Raw genomic sequence first — 19593 nt, forward strand, 5'->3', positions numbered from 1 at the left:
TTTCTTGACGGTCACCCAGTGCAGGTGACGGCAAGATACGGCCCCACGCCGGCGCATCTACTCCATCCATTTCTCGGAGGAGAAGACGCGCCGGCGTTTTTGCATAAGAGCCGATTTGGCTTTGAAAATGCTTGGGGTTCACCTTGCAAAGGGGGACAAAGGAGATCCTGGGTTTGTAGTGCGCGCAGGATTTAGACAGTTGTGGCTTCGGTGCCTACAGTGGATTGAGTGAACTTCCCGCATATCACTGCCGCCGATGACCCCTGGCTCGACGATTTCCGTGACCTCAACTCCTCCGACTCCCGCCCGGATCTCCCCGGCGGCAAGGGGCTGGTCATCGCGGAAGGCCCCTTGGTGTGCGGAAGGCTTCTTGAGTCGCGCTTTCCCGTGCGCCGAATCGTGGGCTTTCCGGCAAAGCTGGAGTCCTTCCTCAGCCAGCCGGGGATCAAGGGGCTGATCGCGGAAAAAGGTGTTCAGGTAGCCACCGTGGATCGGCCAACATTGGCCCAGGCGGCGGGCTTTGATATGCACCGTGGGCTTCTGGCCTCGGCCGATCGGCCCGCTCCGCTTTCCATTGAGGAAGCCATCGTCGGCGCACGCACCATCGCCGTGCTCGAGGGAGTGGGCGATCATGAAAACATCGGTTCGATGTTCCGCAACGCGGCCGGCATGGGTGTGGATGCGATCTTATTCGGCAATGGCTGCGCCGACCCGCTGTATCGCCGTGTCGTGCGCGTGTCGATGGGGCACGTGCTGCGCACGCCCTTCGCGCATTTTGATGGCAAGTACACCACGTGGCAGCGCGGGCTTACCCTGCTTGCCGACGCCGGCTACCGCCTGGTATCGCTGACCCCGGATGCGGCGGCGGTTCACCTTGCCGATGCGCTTGTCGAAGAAGACGGGCGCCCCTTCGACAAGGTCGCCCTTCTCGTGGGTGCTGAGGGTCCCGGTCTTACCGAGCACGCCATGCGCGCAACCGATGTACGCGCCCGCATCCCGATGGCGCCGGGCACCGACTCGCTCAACCTCGCAACCGCGGCTGCGATCGCCTTCTATGAGCGCGAACGCAGCCTGCGCGAGCAACAAGTGCACACCCTTGGTGGCTAATCCTCGTATTCTTCGAGGTCGTCGTAGAGATTGTCGCTTCGCTGGAACCTAGCACCACCGGATGCCGAGTCATCAGCCGGTGTTTCGGGCGCGGAGCCTTCTGCGCCACGGGTTCCAGATACGTCTGCCGGGCTGCGTCCCGAAGCGGTTGGGTTGTTGGAGGATTGCTGGGCGGTGGACTGAGCAGTGGACTGATCAGCGTTGCCCGTTGCACCGGGGCGCACCTCGTCCACGACGCTGTTATTCGCGTTGTCTTGCGTGCCGACGGAACCCGGCGCCTCAAGCGCTGGGCGGTGCTTTTTCGCGGGACGGTCGCTGTGGCGGATCCTTTCCTTTAGCGCCGAGAAGGTGGCGCTGACCTTTGACCGGACGATGCGTCGGGCACGTCGCGTGGCGTTGCTTGTGGCCTCGACAAGGCGTGCGAACTCCGCGCCGCCTTGCTCATCCTCATCGGGTTCCTCGTAGTCGTCGTAGTCCCGCTTTGCACCCAGCCCCAGCTTGGAGGCCGCTTGCGAGCTGAGGTCGACACTTTGGGGGTGTGCCCCCGGCGGTGGGGCCAGCTTTGGCTCCGGGCGGCCATCGATGGCATAGGCGACAACGTTGACATCCTGGGAGGTTGCCATATCAAATCCCAGCCAGCGTCGCTGTGCTTCTTCCATGAGATCCACAGGCTCAAAGGGGAGCGCGATGCCACCCATTGGTGCAGCCTTCTTGCCTGCCCAATAATCAGCCTCGAAGGGCTCTGGCAGGCCGACGTCTTCGTAGACACGCTCGCGCCGCGCACAAAAGCTGCGGCGAAGCTTGCCACCGCGCCAGTGGGCGAACCCGCCCATTCCTGTTTCCTCGTTGTGGGCGAAGGCGTAGACATCAGCCGCAGGAATAGAAGTCAACAGTTTCTGGTCAATCAGCGACAAGGCGGTGGCATCGGGGATGACGGTTTGTACCACTGCCACCCCGGGCAGCCCCGCGATGTAGAACTCGCCAGGGGACGCGTGCGCGGAACGATTGAGGGCAAATTGCCCAATCGGCGTGATTGACCAGGCGGGGTTGAGCTGGGCGAGATATTTTCGCCCAAAACCACGGTCGGCCTTGATACCCTGCTCGATGACCTTTTCGGGGTGAGCCGCCGAGACAAACCACAAGGTGACGACGGCGTCATGCGGGGTAAGCCCAAAGGAATCGTGGTCATCGCGTGCCATGAATCAAGGCCTTTCTTGTGGTTTACGGATGGACAATGCGCGAAGCTTCTCGCTGGGAATTCTTGAAGTTAGTGTGACGCAATTCTTCGATGGCCGGGCAGTTTTCATGAAGAAAACCATGACCGGGGATGCCCACGGCCTAGTTGCGCGGGCGCTTAGTATTCGCCCGGACCCCCAAAAGGACGTCCTCCCAGTGCGGGGTCACAGCCTTGCGGCGGCGTTTGGAAGCTGGCTTGTCCGTCCCTGGGTGCTGAAGGAAGTCCTCGCCGTGTGCCTCGGCGACCTGTTCATCGTGCGCATCGGCTTCGTGGCTGCTGTCGTGCTCGTCACCCTCGCCGTTCTGGGAGCCATCATCTAAACCGAGTGTTTCTTTTCCTGCGGAGGATCCATGATCGGGATCGTCTTCATTGTCGATCGTGACGGCCGGAATGTCATCGAGTGTGCGCTCTAACTCGGAATCGACGGTGCCGATGAGCGCGTCGATGCCCTTTACACCATGTGCCACGGCGCTGAGGGTGCGCACCGGCTTGGCGAAGTCTGGGTCGATGAGATCGGCAGCAATGCCATTGCGCGCCACCGCCGTTGCCTGCGAAGTGCCATGGCGTAGGTAGGCCCACTCGGCCTCGTTTTCCGAAAGGCCAGCCTTCCACGAGACCTTGACCACCCACTGGTTGGCGGCATCCCGATAGGCATCCCACGTCGTCGTAGAAAGATCAAGCCCGCGGGCAGCGAAAGCGGTAGCGAGCACCTCCCACAGGGTGAGCTTTGCCGGGCCGTCATCGCGCACCGGGTGTGCGGATTTGGCCAGCTCTGCGATACGCGCGCGTTCTAACAAGACAGGGTGCGCGTAGGGCTCGATGCGGGCCTCGACCACATCGTTTTCTGCGGCGAGCTCGGCGATGGTAGCGCCCGCACGAATGCGCTCCTGAATTTCTCGCGGACGGGTCTTCAGCGGCTTGGACAGGCGCGGATCAATGTCGCGGTGCGGTCGCGGTTGCTTGTGCTCGCCGGCAGCGGAGCCGGTTCCGGTTGTCTTTGAGGAGTCTTCGCCTTGCCCCTGGCCAATTGCGGCATCAGCCGTTTGGGATTGTGCGTCACCGGCGTTGCCATCGGATACCGAGTCCATATCCGAGCGTGCGTGATCCTCCCCGGCATGTTCGCTCGGTGCGAGACGATCGCTGGCTGGGGCAGTGATTTGACCCGAGTCCCCAGCTTCAACCTCATGATGAACCTCGGTTAATGCTGAGGCGGAGTCGAGGCCGGCATCCGAAGATGGAAAATCTCCCTGGGTATCTGTTACAGAGGCCGTGCTCGAATCGTCGGCAAGCGGTTGACCAAGCAAAACGGCGCGCAAGGAATCATCGACGGCGAGGAAGAATTGTTCGCCGGAAGCAACACCCGCCTCGTCGACCGCGTTGAAAACCAACGACGTGGTGGTCGACTCCGAAGGGCTGAGAATTAGTTCTCGCATAGTCGATGCTCCTCAATACAAGCGGTGGCCAGGTACACGTGAACTCCACTTTAATGCAGAATTCCTGCGATTTTGCTTACCGACGCCGAAGGCCCCGCAAGCTCATCGACAAAAATGCCATGAGTACTTGCGAGGCCGTGGAGTCACGGTGTCCATGGTGCCAACCGATGCACGAAAACCTCGTCACCTCAAAACGACACGTATGGCAGGAAACCTACAGTGCCAAAGAAGGTGACCACATGCCATCTGACCTGGACGAGGTGGTGTTTACTTGGCAGCGAAGCCGCCATCGAGCACGTAGTCGATTGCCTTGGTCAGGGTCTCGACATCGGTGGTATCGATAGCCGGGAACATGCCGATGCGCAGCTGGTTGCGACCGAGCTTGCGGTAAGGCTCAACATCCAAGATGCCGTTGGCGCGCAGGATCTTGGCCAACTTGGCGGCATCAATGGCGTCATCGAAGTCGATGGTGCCCACGACCAGTGAGCGCTTTGCCGGTTCAGCCACGAACGGGGTGGCCTCCGGGCGGGCCTCGGCCCACGAATACAAAGCGGAGGAGTTTGCGGTGGTGCGCTCGACCATGCCGGCAAGGCCACCGTTTTCATTCATCCACTGAACTTGGTTCTCCAGCATAAGCAGAGTACCGACAGCCGGGGTGTTGTAAGTCTGGTTCTTGCGGGAGTTGTCGACAGCAGTCTGCAGGTTGAGGAAAGCCGGGATGAAGCGATCGGAATCGTTGATCTTCTCGATGCGCTCGATGGCTGCAGGGCTCATGGCGGCAAGCCACAGGCCACCGTCGGAAGCGAAGCACTTCTGCGGGGAGAAGTAGTAGACGTCGGCCTGATCCATCTCGACAGGCAGGCCGCCGGAACCGGAGGTCGCGTCGATGACTACGAGGGAGCCCTCGGAGCCCGCCGGGCGCACGACCGGCACCATTGCTCCGGTCGAGGTTTCGTTGTGGGCCCACGCGATGACGTCGCAGCCTTCCATAGCGACTGGCTCCGGCGCATCGCCCGGGGTGGCCTCGATGACGGTTGGCTCGTCGAGCCACGGTGCCTGCTTGGAGGCCTTGGCGAACTTGGAGGAGAACTCACCAAAGGAAAGGTGACCGGACTTCTTCTCGATGAGCCCGAAGGTAGCGGCATCCCAGAAAGCGGTTGCACCACCCAAAGACAGCACGATCTCGTAGCCCTCAGGGAGGTTGAACAAGGAAGACAGTCCCTCGCGGATGTTGCCAACGACGTCCTTGACGGCAGCCTGACGGTGGGAGGTACCGATAACCTTTTCGCCACCTGCAACGATGGCCTGGATTTGCTCGGGGCGCACCTTGGAAGGGCCGCAGCCAAAGCGTGGGTCTACTGGGATGAGGTCGGAGGGCAATGTGGGGAACTGCTCGCTCATATCTGCGCTTTCTGCTCGGAATACTATGTGGAAAAAGGAATTCCAACGAGGACTAAGAAGGGGGACTTCGCGGGCGTGGTTAACACGCCGACACAACTGTGAACCAATACTAGGGCGTGAACGCAGGCGAACTCCTCCCCAAGCCCACTGAGCAATCCGCGCCGGATGCTGCCTTGAGCAATCTTTGCAAGCTCGGCGAAATTATTTGCAAAACTACGAGGTGGCATGCGGTGTTTTCGTCGACTCTTCAGCTGGACTTGCCAATGTGCCGGGGTTTCTTAGTAATTGGTGATGTTACCGTCTGTTGCCCTGTTTTTACTATCTGGGAGAGAAATTTAACCCCACATTCGTGTCAAGAAACTTTGCAAGTTTCACCGATGGGAATCGCGTGGTCAAGGATGAGTCCTGTTGTCTGGCCACATCGCCGAATTTGACCCACATTCGTGGGGTGTAAATGGATGATGTTGTCTACCAGCGATCTAAGGCGTGGGTTGTGGAATGAGGGGCGGGTATTGGGGGTGAGGCGGGGGTAGCTGCGGGGTGGCCTTTCGTGGCGATTTTTAACTTTGCAAATTCTCTTGTTGTGTGAATCACAAAATTTGCTACAATGTGCACAGCCCCACGCAAATCCTTGGCTATCGCCTTGAAAATCAAGTCGGATAGGCGAGGTGAAAGCAGAGCACATGCAGTGAAACTGCACGGTAAGGGCAGTGTAAAGGCAAGGCTATTGCTTGTATGGCTTCTTGGCTTCGCTGGACCAGGGCGTGTTAATATCCCGCATAAATTTCGGGAAAACTTCATATTTTTACGTCGCTCCGTCGCAGGGGTAGGGCGCGGCTAGGAAGGAACTAGCAGCGCGCGCCCCTTGGTGCAAGAATGGTTGGCAATCCCACAATTTTCGCGCGCTAATCCGTAATTAATTGCGGCCCAGGTGGCGTTATGGGCGGTCCATTGTGTGGTCCGCGCCCGCAGCGCGCCGTTATTGTGCACGGGTTGACAGCGGCTGGCGCGCATCGCGCCGGTTGCTGAGGATTGAGCGATTTGGAAGTCGACCCAAGACTTCTGCATGTAAGTAAGAACAGATTGAAAGGGAAGCTGTGGCTACTGAAAACAAGGATAAGGCTGTACTTCACTACCCTGGTGGCGAGTTCGAGATGGACATCATCAAGGCCACCGAGGGTAATGACGGTATTGTTCTGGGCAACATGCTTGCGCAGACCGGTCTGGTTACCTTCGACCCGGGCTACGTCAGCACCGGTTCGACCGAGTCCAAGATCACCTACATCGATGGTGATCAGGGCATCCTGCGCCACCGCGGCTACGACATCGCGGATCTGGCTGAGAACGCAACCTTCAACGAGGTTTCCTACCTGCTGATCAAGGGTCACCTGCCCAATCAGGAGGAGCTGCACGCCTTCAACGCTGAGATTCGCCACCACACCCTGCTGGATGAGGACTTCAAGAGCCAGTTCTCCATCTTCCCGCGTGACGCACACCCGATGGCTGTGCTCGCTTCCTCGGTGAACATTTTGTCCACCTACTACCAGGATCAGCTCGATCCGCTGGATGAGGAGCAGCTCGACAAGGCAACCGTGCGCCTGCTGGCCAAGGTGCCGATGCTGGCCGCTTACGCATACCGCGCATCCAAGGGTGCTCCGTACATGTACCCGGACAACTCCCTGAACGCTCGCGAGAACTTCCTGCGCATGATGTTTGGTTACCCGACCGAGCCTTATGAGGTTGACCCGGTCGTGGCGAAGGCTCTGGACAAGCTGCTCATCCTGCACGCTGACCACGAGCAGAACTGCTCCACCTCTACCGTCCGCATGATCGGCTCCGCCCAGGCGAACATGTTCGTCGCCATCGCCGGTGGCATCAACGCCCTGTCTGGCCCCCTGCACGGTGGCGCAAACCAGGCCGTGCTCGAGATGCTGGAGAAGATCGCAGCCAACGGCGGTGACGCAACCGACTTCATGACTCGCGTCAAGAACAAGGAAAAGGGCGTTCGCCTGATGGGCTTCGGCCACCGCGTATACAAGAACTACGACCCTCGCGCTGCCATTGTCAAGGAGACCGCTCACGAGATCATCGACCACCTCGGTGGCGACCCGATGCTCGACCTGGCAATGGATCTGGAGAAGATCGCCCTCGAGGACGAGTACTTCGTTTCCCGTAAGCTGTACCCGAACGTGGACTTCTACACCGGCCTCATCTACCGCGCCATGGGCTTCCCGACGGACTTCTTCACCGTCTTGTTCGCCATCGGCCGCCTCCCGGGGTGGATCGCGCAGTACCGTGAGCAGCTGGCGACCACTACCAAGATCAACCGCCCGCGTCAGATCTACACCGGTGAGACCCTACGCAAGGTCACCCCGCGTGAGGAGCGCTAAGAACATCCCGCTTCATTGAGCACACGTTGACCCTATACAATGGGCGCGTGTGCTCAACGCGCGTTTGGGGGACCGATTCGGTTTCCCAAGATTCACTCATCATTTAAAAGGAGCATGTGACGTATGGAAAAGCCACAGATTGAACTCCCTGAGGGCCCGGCCCCAGAAGACCTCGTCATCACCGACCTCGTCGTGGGCGACGGCGTTGAGGCTCGCCCAGGCGGCCTCGTTGAGGTTCACTACGTCGGCGTTGACTTCGAAAACGGCCAGGAATTCGACTCCTCGTGGGATCGTGGTCAAAGCATCGAATTCCCGCTGTCCGGCCTGATCGCTGGCTGGCAGGAAGGCATCCCAGGCATGAAGGTTGGCGGCCGTCGCCAGCTCGTCATCCCGCCGGAGGCAGCCTACGGCCCAGCAGGTGGCGGACACCCACTGTCCGGTCGCACCCTGGTCTTCGTCATCGACCTGCTCGACGCACGCTAGGACGCGCTCTTCCTCAAGCTTCCACATGCATGAGGAAATGACAAGGTCCGCAGCCACTCCTTTAGGGGAGGCTGCGGACCTTTGGTCGTCGGAAAGCAATCATGCCACCGCGCACAAACCCGACTCAGTAACGTCTTCGGCTGGTTGAATTCGGGACGGAGGCGAAATGGCTATCGTGCGCGGGCGCAATCACCAGTGACATGAATTGGCGTTGCTGTGAGCGCTACTCGGCGGTGAGATGATCGGCGAGACGCTCATAGTGGCGGAAACGCTGCTCGCGACCCACGCGGCGCGGGTTATTCACCAGCTCCCAGAGCGCATAACTGATGTGATCGAGCACCGTAGAGATGAAGCCCTCGGGATCATCGGAGGCATCGGTTGTCTCGGGGATGATGCTGTCAATGATGCCTGCCTGCAGCAACGCATGGGCAGCGACCTTCTGCTCATCCATCATCTGCGGGGCATGCTCGGTGTCTCGATAGATGATCGCGGAGGCGCCCTCCGGTGGCAGCGGTGACAGCCAGGCGTTGCTGGTGGCCAGCACCTTATCGGACGGAAGCATCGCCAACGCGCCGCCGCCGCAGCCTTGTCCCAAAATGACGGACACGGTGGGAACATCCACATCGACCAACTCACCGAGGGTGCGGGCGATGGAACCGGCCATCGCGGTTTCCTCGGCATGCTGGGACAGTTCGGCGCCGGTGGTGTCAATGATAGAAATCAAAGGAAGCTGCAGAGAGTGGGCCAGCCCGATGCCACGGCGCGCAAAACGCAAAGCCTCCGTGCTGAGCGGGGCGAAGCCATGGGGCGGTTGCTCGTGGCGATCCTGACCGATGATGACGACAGCACGACCGCCCAAACGCGCAAGCGCAACGGTAACGGCAGGGGACTTGCGCCCGTCACCGGAACCGGACAAAGCGATGTAGTTGTCGCTACCTATCGCCTCAAGCACGTGCTTCAGGCCGGGGCGCTCAGGGCGGCGGGTGGACAAAATCGCACTCCACGCCGAGTCTGGAATGACCGACTCATCTACCACAGGAGCCACCGGGTCGGCCTGGTTATGCGGTGACAAGACCACGTTCACGATCTTCCGTACCGCGCGACGCAGCCCACGCGGGGAGATCACGCCATCGATAATGCCCTTTTCTGCCAGGTTTTCGCCCGACTGAACACCGTCTGGCATGGCCGTGCCGGTGGTCAGCTCCACCACGCGCGGTCCCAAAAAGCCTAACAAAGCGCCGGGCTCGGCGAAGGTGAAGTGTCCAGCCGAGCCCCACGAGGCCATCACACCACCGGTGGTGGGGTTGCGTAGATAGACAAGGAAAGGAAGATGTGCGTCCTTGTGGCGGTAGACGGCGGTAGTTATAGAGACCATCAGTGCAAAAGCGGGACTGCCCTCCTGCATGCGGGTGCCGCCAGAGGAAGGTGAGATCAACAGTGGCAGGCCCAGCTCGGTGGCCTTGTGAATGCCGTCGATGATGCGGCGGGCCGTGGCGGCACCAATGGAGCCGCCGAGGAAATTGAACTCGGACAAGACAAAAGCGACACGATGGCCATAGACTTCCCCCTCGCCGGTCACCACGGCCTCGTCCACGCCAGACTTGGCTCGGGCTCTGGCTAGCGCGTCCTCATAGTCTTGGGAGATGGAACCGTAATGTGGAGGGGTGTCCCAGCTTTTGAAGGTGCCGGGATCGAGAACTTGGTCAATCAGATCGTGTGCGCTGGTGTGACTCATGGGGTACACCTTAAGGGTTGGTTGCCCCTCATGTGAGCATTTTTATACCCAATCACCCCCGAACCGCCCCGCTTTAGGTGTTCAATGGTGGGTATGACTTCGTACGAGCCATCTTTTGTCCCCACGCTCACGCTCAACGATGGTACCGAGCTGCCTGCCATCGGATTTGGCACGTGGAAGCTGCGTGGCGCCGATGCCATCGCGGCGGTTCGCAGCGCCATCGAGGTGGGGTATCGGCACATTGATACAGCAGTAATTTACGGTAACGAAAAGGAGGTAGGTACTGCGATCCGCGATGCCATCGCGGCCGGTGATGTCACCAGAGACGCACTGTTTGTCACCACCAAGGTGTGGCACGATCACCACGGGTCGACGCTGGTGAAAGAATCCTTTCAACAATCGCTGACCGCCCTTGGATTGGATTACATCGACTGCCTGATGGTTCACTGGCCCTGGCCACAAGGCGGGAAGTATGTGGAAAGCTTCGAGGCGTTGGCCAAACTGCAAGGCCTAGGACAGCTGCAGTCGGTGGCGGTAGCCAACTTCTATCCCGCAGTTCTCGATGAAATCATCGAGGCCACCGGCATCGCGCCGGTGATCAATCAGGTTGAACTGCATCCGGGTTTTAGTCAGTCTGAACTTCGTGCCTATCACCAGTCCCACGGTATTGTCACCGAGGCCTGGTCGCCGTTGGGGCGCGGGGAGTGTCTGGCTGACCCCGTGGTTACCTCCATTGCGGAAAAATTGGGGAAAACACCGGCACAAATCGTGCTTGCCTGGTTGACTCAATTGGGGTGCTCGGTGGTGCCGAAGTCAGCCAATCGGGCTCGACAGGAAGAAAACTTCGATATCTTCTCCTTCGCGCTTGACGATGAGCAGATGCGTGCGATCACCGCGCTCGATGAGACGGGCGGGCGCATGTTCGCAAGCCCATTAGAATTCCCTGGGGAGGAGTAAGACGATTATGGGTGAAACAATCGCACACTACGACAACATTCGGGTTGAGGCCGAAGACAAGGTCTGGACCATTGTCCTGGACCGCGATGGGCAACGCAACGCACTCAATGCGGACATGTGCCAGCAGATTGCGGGTACCATCGCTGACGCCTCTGCCCGCGCGGAGGCCAGCGATGAGGTGCGCGTCGTGGTCATTCGCGGCGAGGGCAAGGCCTTCTGCGCTGGCGCCGATCTGGGTTCCACCAAGGCCGAGGAAGGTAACCATTCCTCGGGCGTGTATGGCGGAAACTTCCACGAATCTCTGTGGGCGATGCTGCAGGCAATAGTCAATGCCAAGCTGTTGGTGGTGGCGCACGTTCAAGGTCCTGCCATCGGTGCTGGCAGCCAGCTTTCCCTGGCCTGCGACCTGCGTGTCGTCGGAGAGCGCGCCTGGTTTGGTGTGCCCGCGGCTTCCTTGGGCTTTGCCCTTGATGCGTGGACGATCAACCGTGCCAAGGATCTGCTCGGCGGCGCAGGTGCCCGCAATATCCTGCTCGGGGCGCAACGTGTCACGGCCGATCAGTCAGTGAACAGCGGGCTTGCCCTGGCCAAGGCCAGCGACGAAGAGGCGGAAGAGATCATCGGGGGGCTTGCAGGTCTGGCGCCGATGGCGGTGGCCTCGCTGAAGTCGGTGCTCAATTCCTATGATTCCGAGTACGCGCTTTCCCCGGCGCAGCAGTCTGCGTATGATGCGTGCTGGGCTAGCGAGGATGCCGAGGAAGCCAAGCGCGCACGCAAGGAAAAGCGCCCGGCGAACTTTAAGCGCCGCTAGAAAAGTCTGTGGCGAACAGTTAAGAGTAGGATTTGCGCATTTAGACAAATTCTTTATCTCCCCGGCTCGCCTCGAGCCGGTTGCAAAATAGAAGCCAATTCTTCCGAGAAGCCTTGTGCCTTGGGGAATTGGCTTTTTTATGCGCAACTTCACAGCGTTGTGAAGACTTGTTTGTTTGTTATGGATAGCTTTGCAATCTTCGCAAAGGGGCTGTGGTCCGGCCCGCGGGGGTGGATTAATCATTCTTAAAACAAAAGGTTATGGGCGATGGTGGGGGTGGTGAGCCAGCCCCAAAAAACTTTTGGGGTGTTAACACTTCCTCATTGCAATGTGAGGCAGGTAACTTTCTCGTCAGGCAAGGAAAGTGGCTCACAGCGCCGGTCGTACAAGCGCTGCGTGCTTCCACTTCTCATCCCCGGCATCGCGTCCAGAGTTCGTCTCAGGCGAAGGCGTGGGCGGGGTGGCCGAGCTTCATCAATGAGATTTGTTTCCAGTTACGCGTTTCCCCTCACAGGGCCACCACCAGGCACCTAAAAGTAGGGCAGATCTTTTAAGAAAAGAAAGGGAGGATCTGAAATGACTAGCAGCGTGCAGCGCCAGCAGCAACGTCGTGAGCCCACCGCTCAAGAGTTCCGCGAGATGCAGGTAAGCCCAGAATTCGTCGAACTGAAAAAGACGTTCCGCTCCTTCACGTTCCCCATGTCCATCGCGTTCTTCGTGTGGTACCTGGCCTACGTGCTCATGGCAACCTACATGCCCGATCTCATGGGAAAGCAGGTATTCGGATCCGTCAACGTCGGTGTAGTCCTCGGCTTCGCCCAGTTCGCCACCACCTTCCTGATTACCTGGATCTACATTAAGTACGCAAATAAGAACATCGAGCCGCGCGCCGCCGCGATTCGCCAAGAGATGGAAGGCTAAGGAGGGATCACAATGTCGTTTTCATACCTTGCACAAGAATCCGCCAATACTGGCAACCCGATTCTCAACATCGCCGTGTTCGTCGCCTTCATCGTGGTCACCATGACTGTGGTGCTTCGCGCGGGCAAGTCCACCAAAGAGGCCTCCGACTTCTACACTGGTGGCGGTACTTTCTCCGGCCGCCAAAACGGCCTGGCCATTGCCGGTGACTACCTCTCGGCAGCCTCCTTCCTCGGTATTGTGGGCGCCATCGCCATTTCCGGCTACGATGGCTTCCTTTACTCCGTCGGCTTCTTCGTGGCTTGGCTGGTTGCCTTGCTGCTGGTTGCTGAGCCACTGCGTAACGTCGGCCGCTTCACCATGGCGGACGTGCTCTCCTTCCGCCTCAAGCAGAAGCCAGTTCGCGTGGCGGCGGCCTTCGGCACCTTGTTCGTGTCCCTGTTCTACTTGATTGCTCAGATGGCCGGCGCCGGCGCACTGGTATCCGTGCTGCTTGACCTGCACGATCACACCTCTCAGGCCATCGTGGTCGCAGTGGTCGGTGTCATCATGATCATCTACGTGTTGGTCGGTGGCATGAAGGGCACCACCTACGTGCAGATGATCAAGGCCGTGCTCCTCGTCGGCGGCGTTACCATCATGACCGTGCTCGTGTTCATCATGGCCAAGGGTGGCCTGTCCGCCCTGTTCGACCAGGCTGTTCAGACCCACGCCGCATCCAACTACCTGGCGGAGAAGGGCTACGAGGCCTCTAAGATCCTCGAGCCAGGCCTGAAGTACGGCAAGGACGCAACCTCCAAGCTCGACTTCATCTCCCTGGGTATCGCATTGGTGCTCGGCACCGCCGGTCTGCCACACGTGCTCATGCGCTTCTACACGGTTCCGACCGCAAAGGAAGCTCGTCGCTCCGTGACCTGGGCTATCGTTCTCATCGGTGCCTTCTACCTCATGACCCTAGCGCTCGGCTTCGGTGCCGCCGCCTTCGTTGGCCCCGACCGCATCATGAACGCTCCTGGCAAGGCTAATGCAGCCGCACCGCTGCTGGCACTCGAGCTCGGTGGCTCCATCTTCATGGCCGCGATCTCCGCAGTCGCCTTCGCGACCGTGCTCGCCGTGGTCGCCGGCCTTGCGATTACCGCCTCCGCCTCCGTAGCTCACGACATCTACGACGCAGTTCTTCGCGACGGTAAGTCCTCCGAGGAAGAGCAGGTTCGTGTCTCTCGCATCACGGTTATCGTCATCGGCATCCTCTCCATCATCTTGGGTATCCTGGCGATGGAGCAGAACGTGGCCTTCTTGGTCTCCCTGGCCTTCGCAATCGCGGCTTCTGCTAACCTGCCGACCATCCTGTACTCCCTGTACTGGAAGCGCTTCAACACGACCGGCGCCGTGTGCTCCATGTACGTCGGTCTTGGTGCAGCCCTGCTGCTGATCATCTTCTCTCCGGCAGTGTCCGGCACCGCCACCTCGATGATTCCCAACGCGGACTTCGCATGGTTCCCGCTGTCTAGCCCGGGTATCGTCTCCATTCCGCTGGCCTTCATCGCAGGCTACCTCGGCACCATCTTTGGTAAGCCGGACAATCTCGATGACCTGCAGGCCGAGATGGAAGTTCGTTCCCTCACCGGAGTTGGTGTCGAGGCTCCGGCTGATCACTAAAAAGCACACCTTTGTCGCCTACTGCGAAGCTGACAGCGCTTAGCAATGAGCGTTGGTAATGCCCGATGTTGAGTTATCAGCATCGGGCATTACTATTTAGCCCTATGACTGATGGCGCTAACTCCACAGTCCATGGACCGCGCCGAGGTGAGGCGCAGCTGAAGGTCGTGGCTGTGGCTCTTCCTCTCTTTGCGGTGATAGCCATACCGTTTGTGGTTACCTCCGGGGTTGAGGCCCCTCGAGAAACTGGTGCCACACCGGTTATTGAGAGCACCCATACCACGCCCTACATCAACGAAGACATTGAGTTGGTAACCGACACCGCGCCGGCGCTTCACGAGCCGCGCATCAATACCGACCTCAACCAGATTAGTTACATCAACTTAGGTACCGGTGAGCATGTTGCTACGGCCTCGGAGCGCTTCGCGCGTCCCGCGTTGAGCCTGGCCAAGCTGTACATCGCCGACTACGTGCTCGATAACGGCACGGAGTCGGAGAAAGCGACGGCGATGGAGATGATCCAAGATTCCTCCGATGCGCAGGCGGGCGTGCTCTTTAGTAAGTATCCCAAGGCGATTTCTGCGACCGCGGAGAAGTACAACTTGGAGTCCACCATCTCCTATGGCAAGTGGGGATACTCCTACACCTCCACGTTTGACGTCGTCCGCTTTGTATCCACGCTGCTGCGTGAGGATCCGCAGTCGCCAATCCTTTCGGCGATGGATCATGCGTCAGCAACCGCGGAGGATGGCACGATTCAAGATTTTGGCACCGCGCAGCTCTCCGGGGTCGTCGGTACGAAGTGGGGCTGGTCGGACGATGGAACCCTGCATTCGTCGGTAAGCTACGGTGTCGATGGTGATGGTAACTATTACGTCGCTGCCGCGATGATTCAAGGCAGCGAGGACGAGCTGAGTGAATACGCCCTTGCCCAGCTGGGCAAGCAGGTCGATTAGCTTAGTGCTTGCCGACGAAAAAGGCGCCGCATCCACGCAAGGTGGGCGGCGCCTTCGGCATTACTCGAGCGCAGGCGTGCACTTAAAGCGTGCTCGACAGCTGTGCCAGGCGGATAGCCGCGTCGATCTCGGCCTGCGAAGGCATCGGGATGTTGGCCAGTTCTGCGGGCACGGCGGAAGAAAGACCCTGCAGCGCGCTGAGGTCCAGGGTGATGGCGCCGGTGTTCGTGTTAATAACGGGCGCTGTGGCGTTCGTGCCCGTCGTGGCCTGGCCGGGGGTCCACTGACCCCAATCGGTAGCGTAGACGTTGTTGACGTCTACGGGGACACCGTCGACGGTGGCCTGGTAACCGGCCTTCTGATGGATGGTGGTGCGGGGGTGGATCATGCCATTGGATCCCCAGTCATGCTGCCAGAAGAAGCTGCCCAGGCCGTCTTGGATGCACCATTCGATGGTGCTGTAGTTGCCGTAGACGCCCATCTGATACCCCGCGGCGGCAAGAGCCAAGTTAAACGCCTGCAGGTAAGGTTTGATCAGGCTTTGGTACTGCGCCTGGGTGGGGTTGTCGTCGATAGCGACGTAGATGGGTCGGTTCTTCGGTCCCCCTGCTGCCTGGTGGATGGCGATTGCCTGCGGGGCGTGGGTTGCGGCGCCTGCGGCACCCTGCTTCCAGTCGGCGGTGTCTTCCTTGCCGTACTGGTAAATGGAGGCGGTGGCAAGTCCGACGGCCGCGTTGGCGGTGGTCTCCGCCAAGGTGACAGGCTTGCCGAGCATCCAGGAGGCGCGGGCCTTGGAGACGTAGCGCACGGCCCCTAGGTGACCAGCGTTTTTGATTGCCTGTGCCGAAGGCACGCCGGCGGAAAAGTCGATGACTGTGCCGAGGATGGGGCCCCGCGCGTGCGCGCGGGGCGCGTTCATGGTTCCGAGCAGCATTCCGCCGCCTAGGGCGAGGGCGGATGCCTGTAGGAAGCGGCGTCGGTTAAGTGTTGTCACGTCTCGTTGAACCTCTCTGGCGGATCATTAAGGGTAGGTCCCGAACCTTTCATCCGGGTGCGACTCGAAGCAAAACAACATAACAATACTTGCATCACTTCAGCCACAATTGGAACAAGCGTAACACCTGAAATGCTTACTTTCTATTGCCTTAGGGTGACTTATCCATAACCCAAAGGTAAAGAAAATAAAAAAAGGCTCAAGAATCCCCAAAAATCAGTCGATCCTTAATCAGACTCAGACCGAATGAGAAAACCCCTCAGGCAAAGGCCCAAGGGGAGTATCCGCGACAGATGGGGTGGAACTTCTAACGGGTGCTGCGTGTGAACCTAGGTGAAGGTCGATGCAGCGTGCGCCACTAGTCCTGGGGATCGGCGGTGACTTGCGCGGCTGGTTTGAGAAGGGCAGCGATGAGCGGAAAGAGCAGGACCGTCGCGGCGCCAGCCGCCACCATTACTGAAGCGAAGTCGGCGGAGACGATCTCAGATTGCACAGCAATGTCAGTCACCGCGACGATGATAGGCAACGCCGTTGCCGAGTACAGGGCAAGCTGCATCCGCTCACGCCAATCGCCAAGGCCTGAGCCGGTGTCTAGGAACTGCTCGCGCAGGAAGATCGGCAGGCCTCGGACGATGAAGATGACGGGTACCAGTAGGATCAACAATCCCGGGCGTTCCGCGACGGCCTCGGGGTTGATTCCCATGCCTGAGGCGATGAAAAAGACCGGGATTAACAAGCCGTAACCTACCACATCGAGACGCTGCTCCATTGCGGTTTGGTAGTTCTGGGGGATGAGCTGCCGGAGAATGAATCCGGCGGCGAAGGCGCCCAGGACCACATCGAGTTCGAAGACGGCGGCAACGGCCATGAGGATTGCCAGCATCCATAGCACCATGCGCACGATCGTCTGGTTGGTGGAACCCGCGCCGTCGAGCATTGCCTTGGCCGTCCATGGCAACAAGGCCTGCACGGTCTTAGGCACCAGCGCGACCACTACAGCGATGGCGCCAAAAGCGAACAGCACCGCCGCCGTCATCCACGTGGCGCGGCTAGAAAGGAACAAGGCCATCGCCAAGATGGGGGCGATCTCACCGATGGCGCCATGGATGAGCAGGGAGGAACCCACGCGGGTTTGCAGCATTCCCTGCTGTTTCATGATGGGCATGAGCGTGCCCACGGCCGTGGACGTGGTGGCAATTGCCAAAACGATGGCGGTGGGGGAGTCGTCGAAACCCGTCAGCAAAAACGCGCCCGCAAAGCTCAAAAGCGCACAGATCACCCACGTGTTTACCCCTTTGCGCGCCTGTTTGCCACGCAAGGAATCCGGATCGATCTCGTAACCGGCCAAAAGAAAGAGTATGCCCAGGCCCAAGTCTTTGACAAGTACCACACCGCCTTCCGGGCTTGCCAGATCGAAGGCGTTCGGCCCTATGAGGAATCCACACGCGATCAGGACGACGGTGGCGGGGATGCGTTTGCCGGTGGCATAGGAGACGATGGGGGCGAACACTGCGCAGGCCATGATCCATGCGAAGGACACCAAGAGGGAAATATCAACGTTTCCGGCCGCAAGAACCGTCACCGTTGCGGCATTCTCACCGCCAGCGTTACTAGCAACGTCGGCAACAGTGATAATGTGCTCGATCGACGGTGGAGTACCCGTGGCGGCAAAGTCGGCGAATGGCATGCATCCATCTTAAAGGTGGGCACCTATCGAGCTATCGGTTACCTGTGGTTGTGCGCCATTGCTTTACGACGAAAACGTGGCCGATCGCATGAGGGAGTACATGCCCTCGGTTTGTTCCTCTGGGGCTGCCTGCAAGGAGCTAGTCAGGCGTGAGTGCAAGCGTTGGGACACCTGCTTTATGAGAGAACACGAAAACTGCGCAACCCGGACCAGGCCGGATTGCTGCGCGCTGCGCGAGATCGTGTCACGCTTTTTTGGATCCGTGTTATCGAAGATTTCGACTATTCAACCCGCCTAGCTTTGCGCAATTTGCTCATTAATACTTTCCTTCTTCAAACTGATCCAGAAAGAGATCCAGCCCACTCCGAGAACTCTGTGAGTTGCTCGGGCGGGCTGAACGATTAACACCAGTCTAACCACACAAGGGGGTATGAGCAAGATGGATCGCTGATATGAATTGGTCACATCTCGAATTGGATCCATTAAGGTGACAACGCTAGGGCCGGGTTGCGCAGCGGTTCAACCAAGAACTCGCTAACCTAATCGTGTCCTCGTAGTCAAAGGCACATCCAACCTTGGGTGCAGTCACCTACCCGTCATTCGACTTCAGATTGATTGCCATCGTAGCTGCGCCTGCAAGCGCCCTGATAGTTTCGTCAATGCGTCCGCAGGAAACTAGCCCTCAACAGTCTAGGTAGGTCCTTCGAGGTCATGAATGATGAATCCGGGTAGTAGCCACTTCCCGTTTGGTAGCGAATAGATGATTTGTCTTTGCGAATTCAGCCGGATTCACAGCTTTACCTTATGCGTGAACCCTCCTCGACTGAGATCGTGAACCTTGGCGACTTAATCCCATTCCTCGTTGCTCCTGCGTGGTCCGCTGAGAAAACAGCCTAGGTTAGCAGGTGAGACCAGACGGTTATTCTCACTCCGCCAAATTCATGATGCGTGGTTCCATCGAGTTCGTGGAGTAGCGGACGGGCATTTTTCCTTAAAGCTCCAAGGATCGAAAGCCCACGAGACAGCAAAATGAGCAAAATTCTCGTCACGTTTACTCACGATGGCGAGGAATTTTTAAGTAGGCTGAGTTTTGTAAAGAGTCTGGGACTCTTTTCGTAATTCAACCGAAAGTGCCCCAGACTGGAATCGAACCAGCGACACCGGCTTTAGGAGAGCCGTGCTCTATCCACTGAGCTACTAGGGCAACGCATCGTAGGCGTTTTGTCGTGGTGCGGTGATCGTCGGAAAGCAGTATGGAATGCGAAACCAACGAAAAGCGGCGACAAAAATGAATGCCTGAATGCGTTAGATAGATTACCCCAACGAATCTCGCTAGTGCCAAACCGGTCGCCGTTAACGACGTTTTACATGCAAAAACTTCTGTCTATGGGCATAGACAGTGCCGGAACCTCGAGCAAGGGGGCGGTGGGGGGAGTGCAGTTTATTCGTATCTGCCCGCAAAACCTCGCGCCCGCGCCTATGCTGGATAGGGAGTACAACGGATAACTATCGCTTTCCCCAAACACTCAAGAGGAGAAAACTATGGCAGAACTTCAGCCTATTTTTAATGACGTTGAGCGCAAGGCAGTTGCAGCTGTTGTCACCGATCATGATGGCAACTCTGTGCTCGCGCTCGAGCTGCTCGCCGAAGACGGCTCCACCACTCGTCTGCTCACCTTGAACAAGTTCGACGCCAAGCAGCTTTCCGCAGCTTGTGACCGTTACGTTCACCAGCAGCAGTCCATCGATTACTCCAACGTCAACACCCTGCTGACCGAGATCGACCGCGTCGAGCTCCTCGGTGAGGATGATGACGACTAAA

14 protein-coding genes, 1 tRNA gene and 1 pseudogene are annotated in these 19593 nt (G+C 58.8%); 9 read left to right on the forward strand and 7 right to left on the reverse strand.

The genetic code is table 11. The features are described from left to right. Positions 1-228 precede the first annotated feature (228 nt). Positions 229-1107 carry a TrmH family RNA methyltransferase gene (locus tag PAB09_RS04195; RefSeq protein ID WP_271034800.1) on the forward strand — a complete coding sequence of 293 codons (879 nt, stop codon included), beginning with the start codon at positions 229-231 and terminating at the stop codon, positions 1105-1107. Positions 1108-1412: 305 nt separating this feature from the next. Here PAB09_RS04195 and PAB09_RS04200 read toward each other — a convergent pair. From PAB09_RS04200 to serC, 3 genes and pseudogenes are all read right to left on the reverse strand, one after another. Beyond that, positions 1413-2306 (reverse strand): annotated as a pseudogene (locus PAB09_RS04200) (DUF6928 family protein); the annotation flags it as partial. 139 nt (positions 2307-2445) lie between these two features. Beyond that, positions 2446-3777, reverse strand: coding sequence for a septation protein SepH (gene sepH, locus PAB09_RS04205; RefSeq protein ID WP_271034801.1), 1332 nt, complete (start codon positions 3775-3777; stop codon positions 2446-2448). 267 nt (positions 3778-4044) lie between these two features. Continuing rightward, entirely contained in the window at positions 4045-5178 is a 1134-nt protein-coding gene (gene serC / locus PAB09_RS04210; RefSeq protein ID WP_271034802.1) for a phosphoserine transaminase, read from the reverse strand. A gap of 1097 nt (positions 5179-6275) precedes the next feature. On the opposite strand from serC, the gene PAB09_RS04215 reads away from it, so the two are divergent. After that, entirely contained in the window at positions 6276-7568 is a 1293-nt protein-coding gene (locus PAB09_RS04215) for a citrate synthase (RefSeq protein WP_271034803.1), read from the forward strand. 123 nt (positions 7569-7691) lie between these two features. Then, a complete protein-coding gene (gene fkpA, locus PAB09_RS04220) occupies positions 7692-8051 on the forward strand; it encodes an FKBP-type peptidyl-prolyl cis-trans isomerase FkpA (protein WP_271034804.1) in 360 nt (119 codons plus the stop codon). 223 nt (positions 8052-8274) lie between these two features. On the opposite strand, the gene PAB09_RS04225 is transcribed toward fkpA, so the two are convergent. Continuing rightward, on the reverse strand, positions 8275-9786 hold the full coding sequence (locus PAB09_RS04225; RefSeq protein WP_271034805.1) for a carboxyl transferase domain-containing protein: 1512 nt from the start codon (positions 9784-9786) through the stop codon (positions 8275-8277). A gap of 84 nt (positions 9787-9870) precedes the next feature. Between PAB09_RS04225 and PAB09_RS04230 the strand changes: the two genes are divergently transcribed. From PAB09_RS04230 to PAB09_RS04250, 5 genes are all read left to right on the forward strand, one after another. Beyond that, positions 9871-10743: an aldo/keto reductase gene (locus PAB09_RS04230; RefSeq protein WP_271034806.1), complete on the forward strand. Its 873-nt coding sequence runs from the start codon at positions 9871-9873 to the stop codon at positions 10741-10743. A gap of 7 nt (positions 10744-10750) precedes the next feature. Then, positions 10751-11554, forward strand: coding sequence for an enoyl-CoA hydratase (locus PAB09_RS04235; protein WP_271034807.1), 804 nt, complete (start codon positions 10751-10753; stop codon positions 11552-11554). A 576-nt stretch (positions 11555-12130) separates the two neighbouring features. Continuing rightward, a complete protein-coding gene (locus PAB09_RS04240; RefSeq protein WP_271034808.1) occupies positions 12131-12475 on the forward strand; it encodes a DUF485 domain-containing protein in 345 nt (114 codons plus the stop codon). A 12-nt stretch (positions 12476-12487) separates the two neighbouring features. Beyond that, on the forward strand, positions 12488-14134 hold the full coding sequence (locus PAB09_RS04245) for a solute symporter family protein (RefSeq protein ID WP_271034809.1): 1647 nt from the start codon (positions 12488-12490) through the stop codon (positions 14132-14134). 104 nt (positions 14135-14238) lie between these two features. Further along, on the forward strand, positions 14239-15090 hold the full coding sequence (locus PAB09_RS04250) for a hypothetical protein (RefSeq protein WP_271034810.1): 852 nt from the start codon (positions 14239-14241) through the stop codon (positions 15088-15090). An 82-nt stretch (positions 15091-15172) separates the two neighbouring features. Here PAB09_RS04250 and PAB09_RS04255 read toward each other — a convergent pair whose 3' ends face one another. The 3 genes from PAB09_RS04255 to PAB09_RS04265 all read right to left on the reverse strand — a co-directional run bounded on the left by PAB09_RS04255 (position 15173) and on the right by PAB09_RS04265 (position 18975). Continuing rightward, on the reverse strand, positions 15173-16024 hold the full coding sequence (locus PAB09_RS04255) for a DUF1906 domain-containing protein (protein ID WP_271035261.1): 852 nt from the start codon (positions 16022-16024) through the stop codon (positions 15173-15175). A 418-nt stretch (positions 16025-16442) separates the two neighbouring features. Further along, positions 16443-17606 carry a cation:proton antiporter gene (locus tag PAB09_RS04260; RefSeq protein ID WP_271035262.1) on the reverse strand — a complete coding sequence of 388 codons (1164 nt, stop codon included), beginning with the start codon at positions 17604-17606 and terminating at the stop codon, positions 16443-16445. A 1296-nt stretch (positions 17607-18902) separates the two neighbouring features. Continuing rightward, a tRNA-Arg gene (locus tag PAB09_RS04265) sits at positions 18903-18975 on the reverse strand. Positions 18976-19313: 338 nt separating this feature from the next. Between PAB09_RS04265 and PAB09_RS04270 the strand changes: the two genes are divergently transcribed. Continuing rightward, positions 19314-19592: a hypothetical protein gene (locus PAB09_RS04270; RefSeq protein ID WP_271034811.1), complete on the forward strand. Its 279-nt coding sequence runs from the start codon at positions 19314-19316 to the stop codon at positions 19590-19592. Position 19593 lies beyond the last annotated feature (1 nt).

The organism is Corynebacterium sp. SCR221107 (genome assembly GCF_027886475.1).
GTDB lineage: Bacteria > Actinomycetota > Actinomycetes > Mycobacteriales > Mycobacteriaceae > Corynebacterium.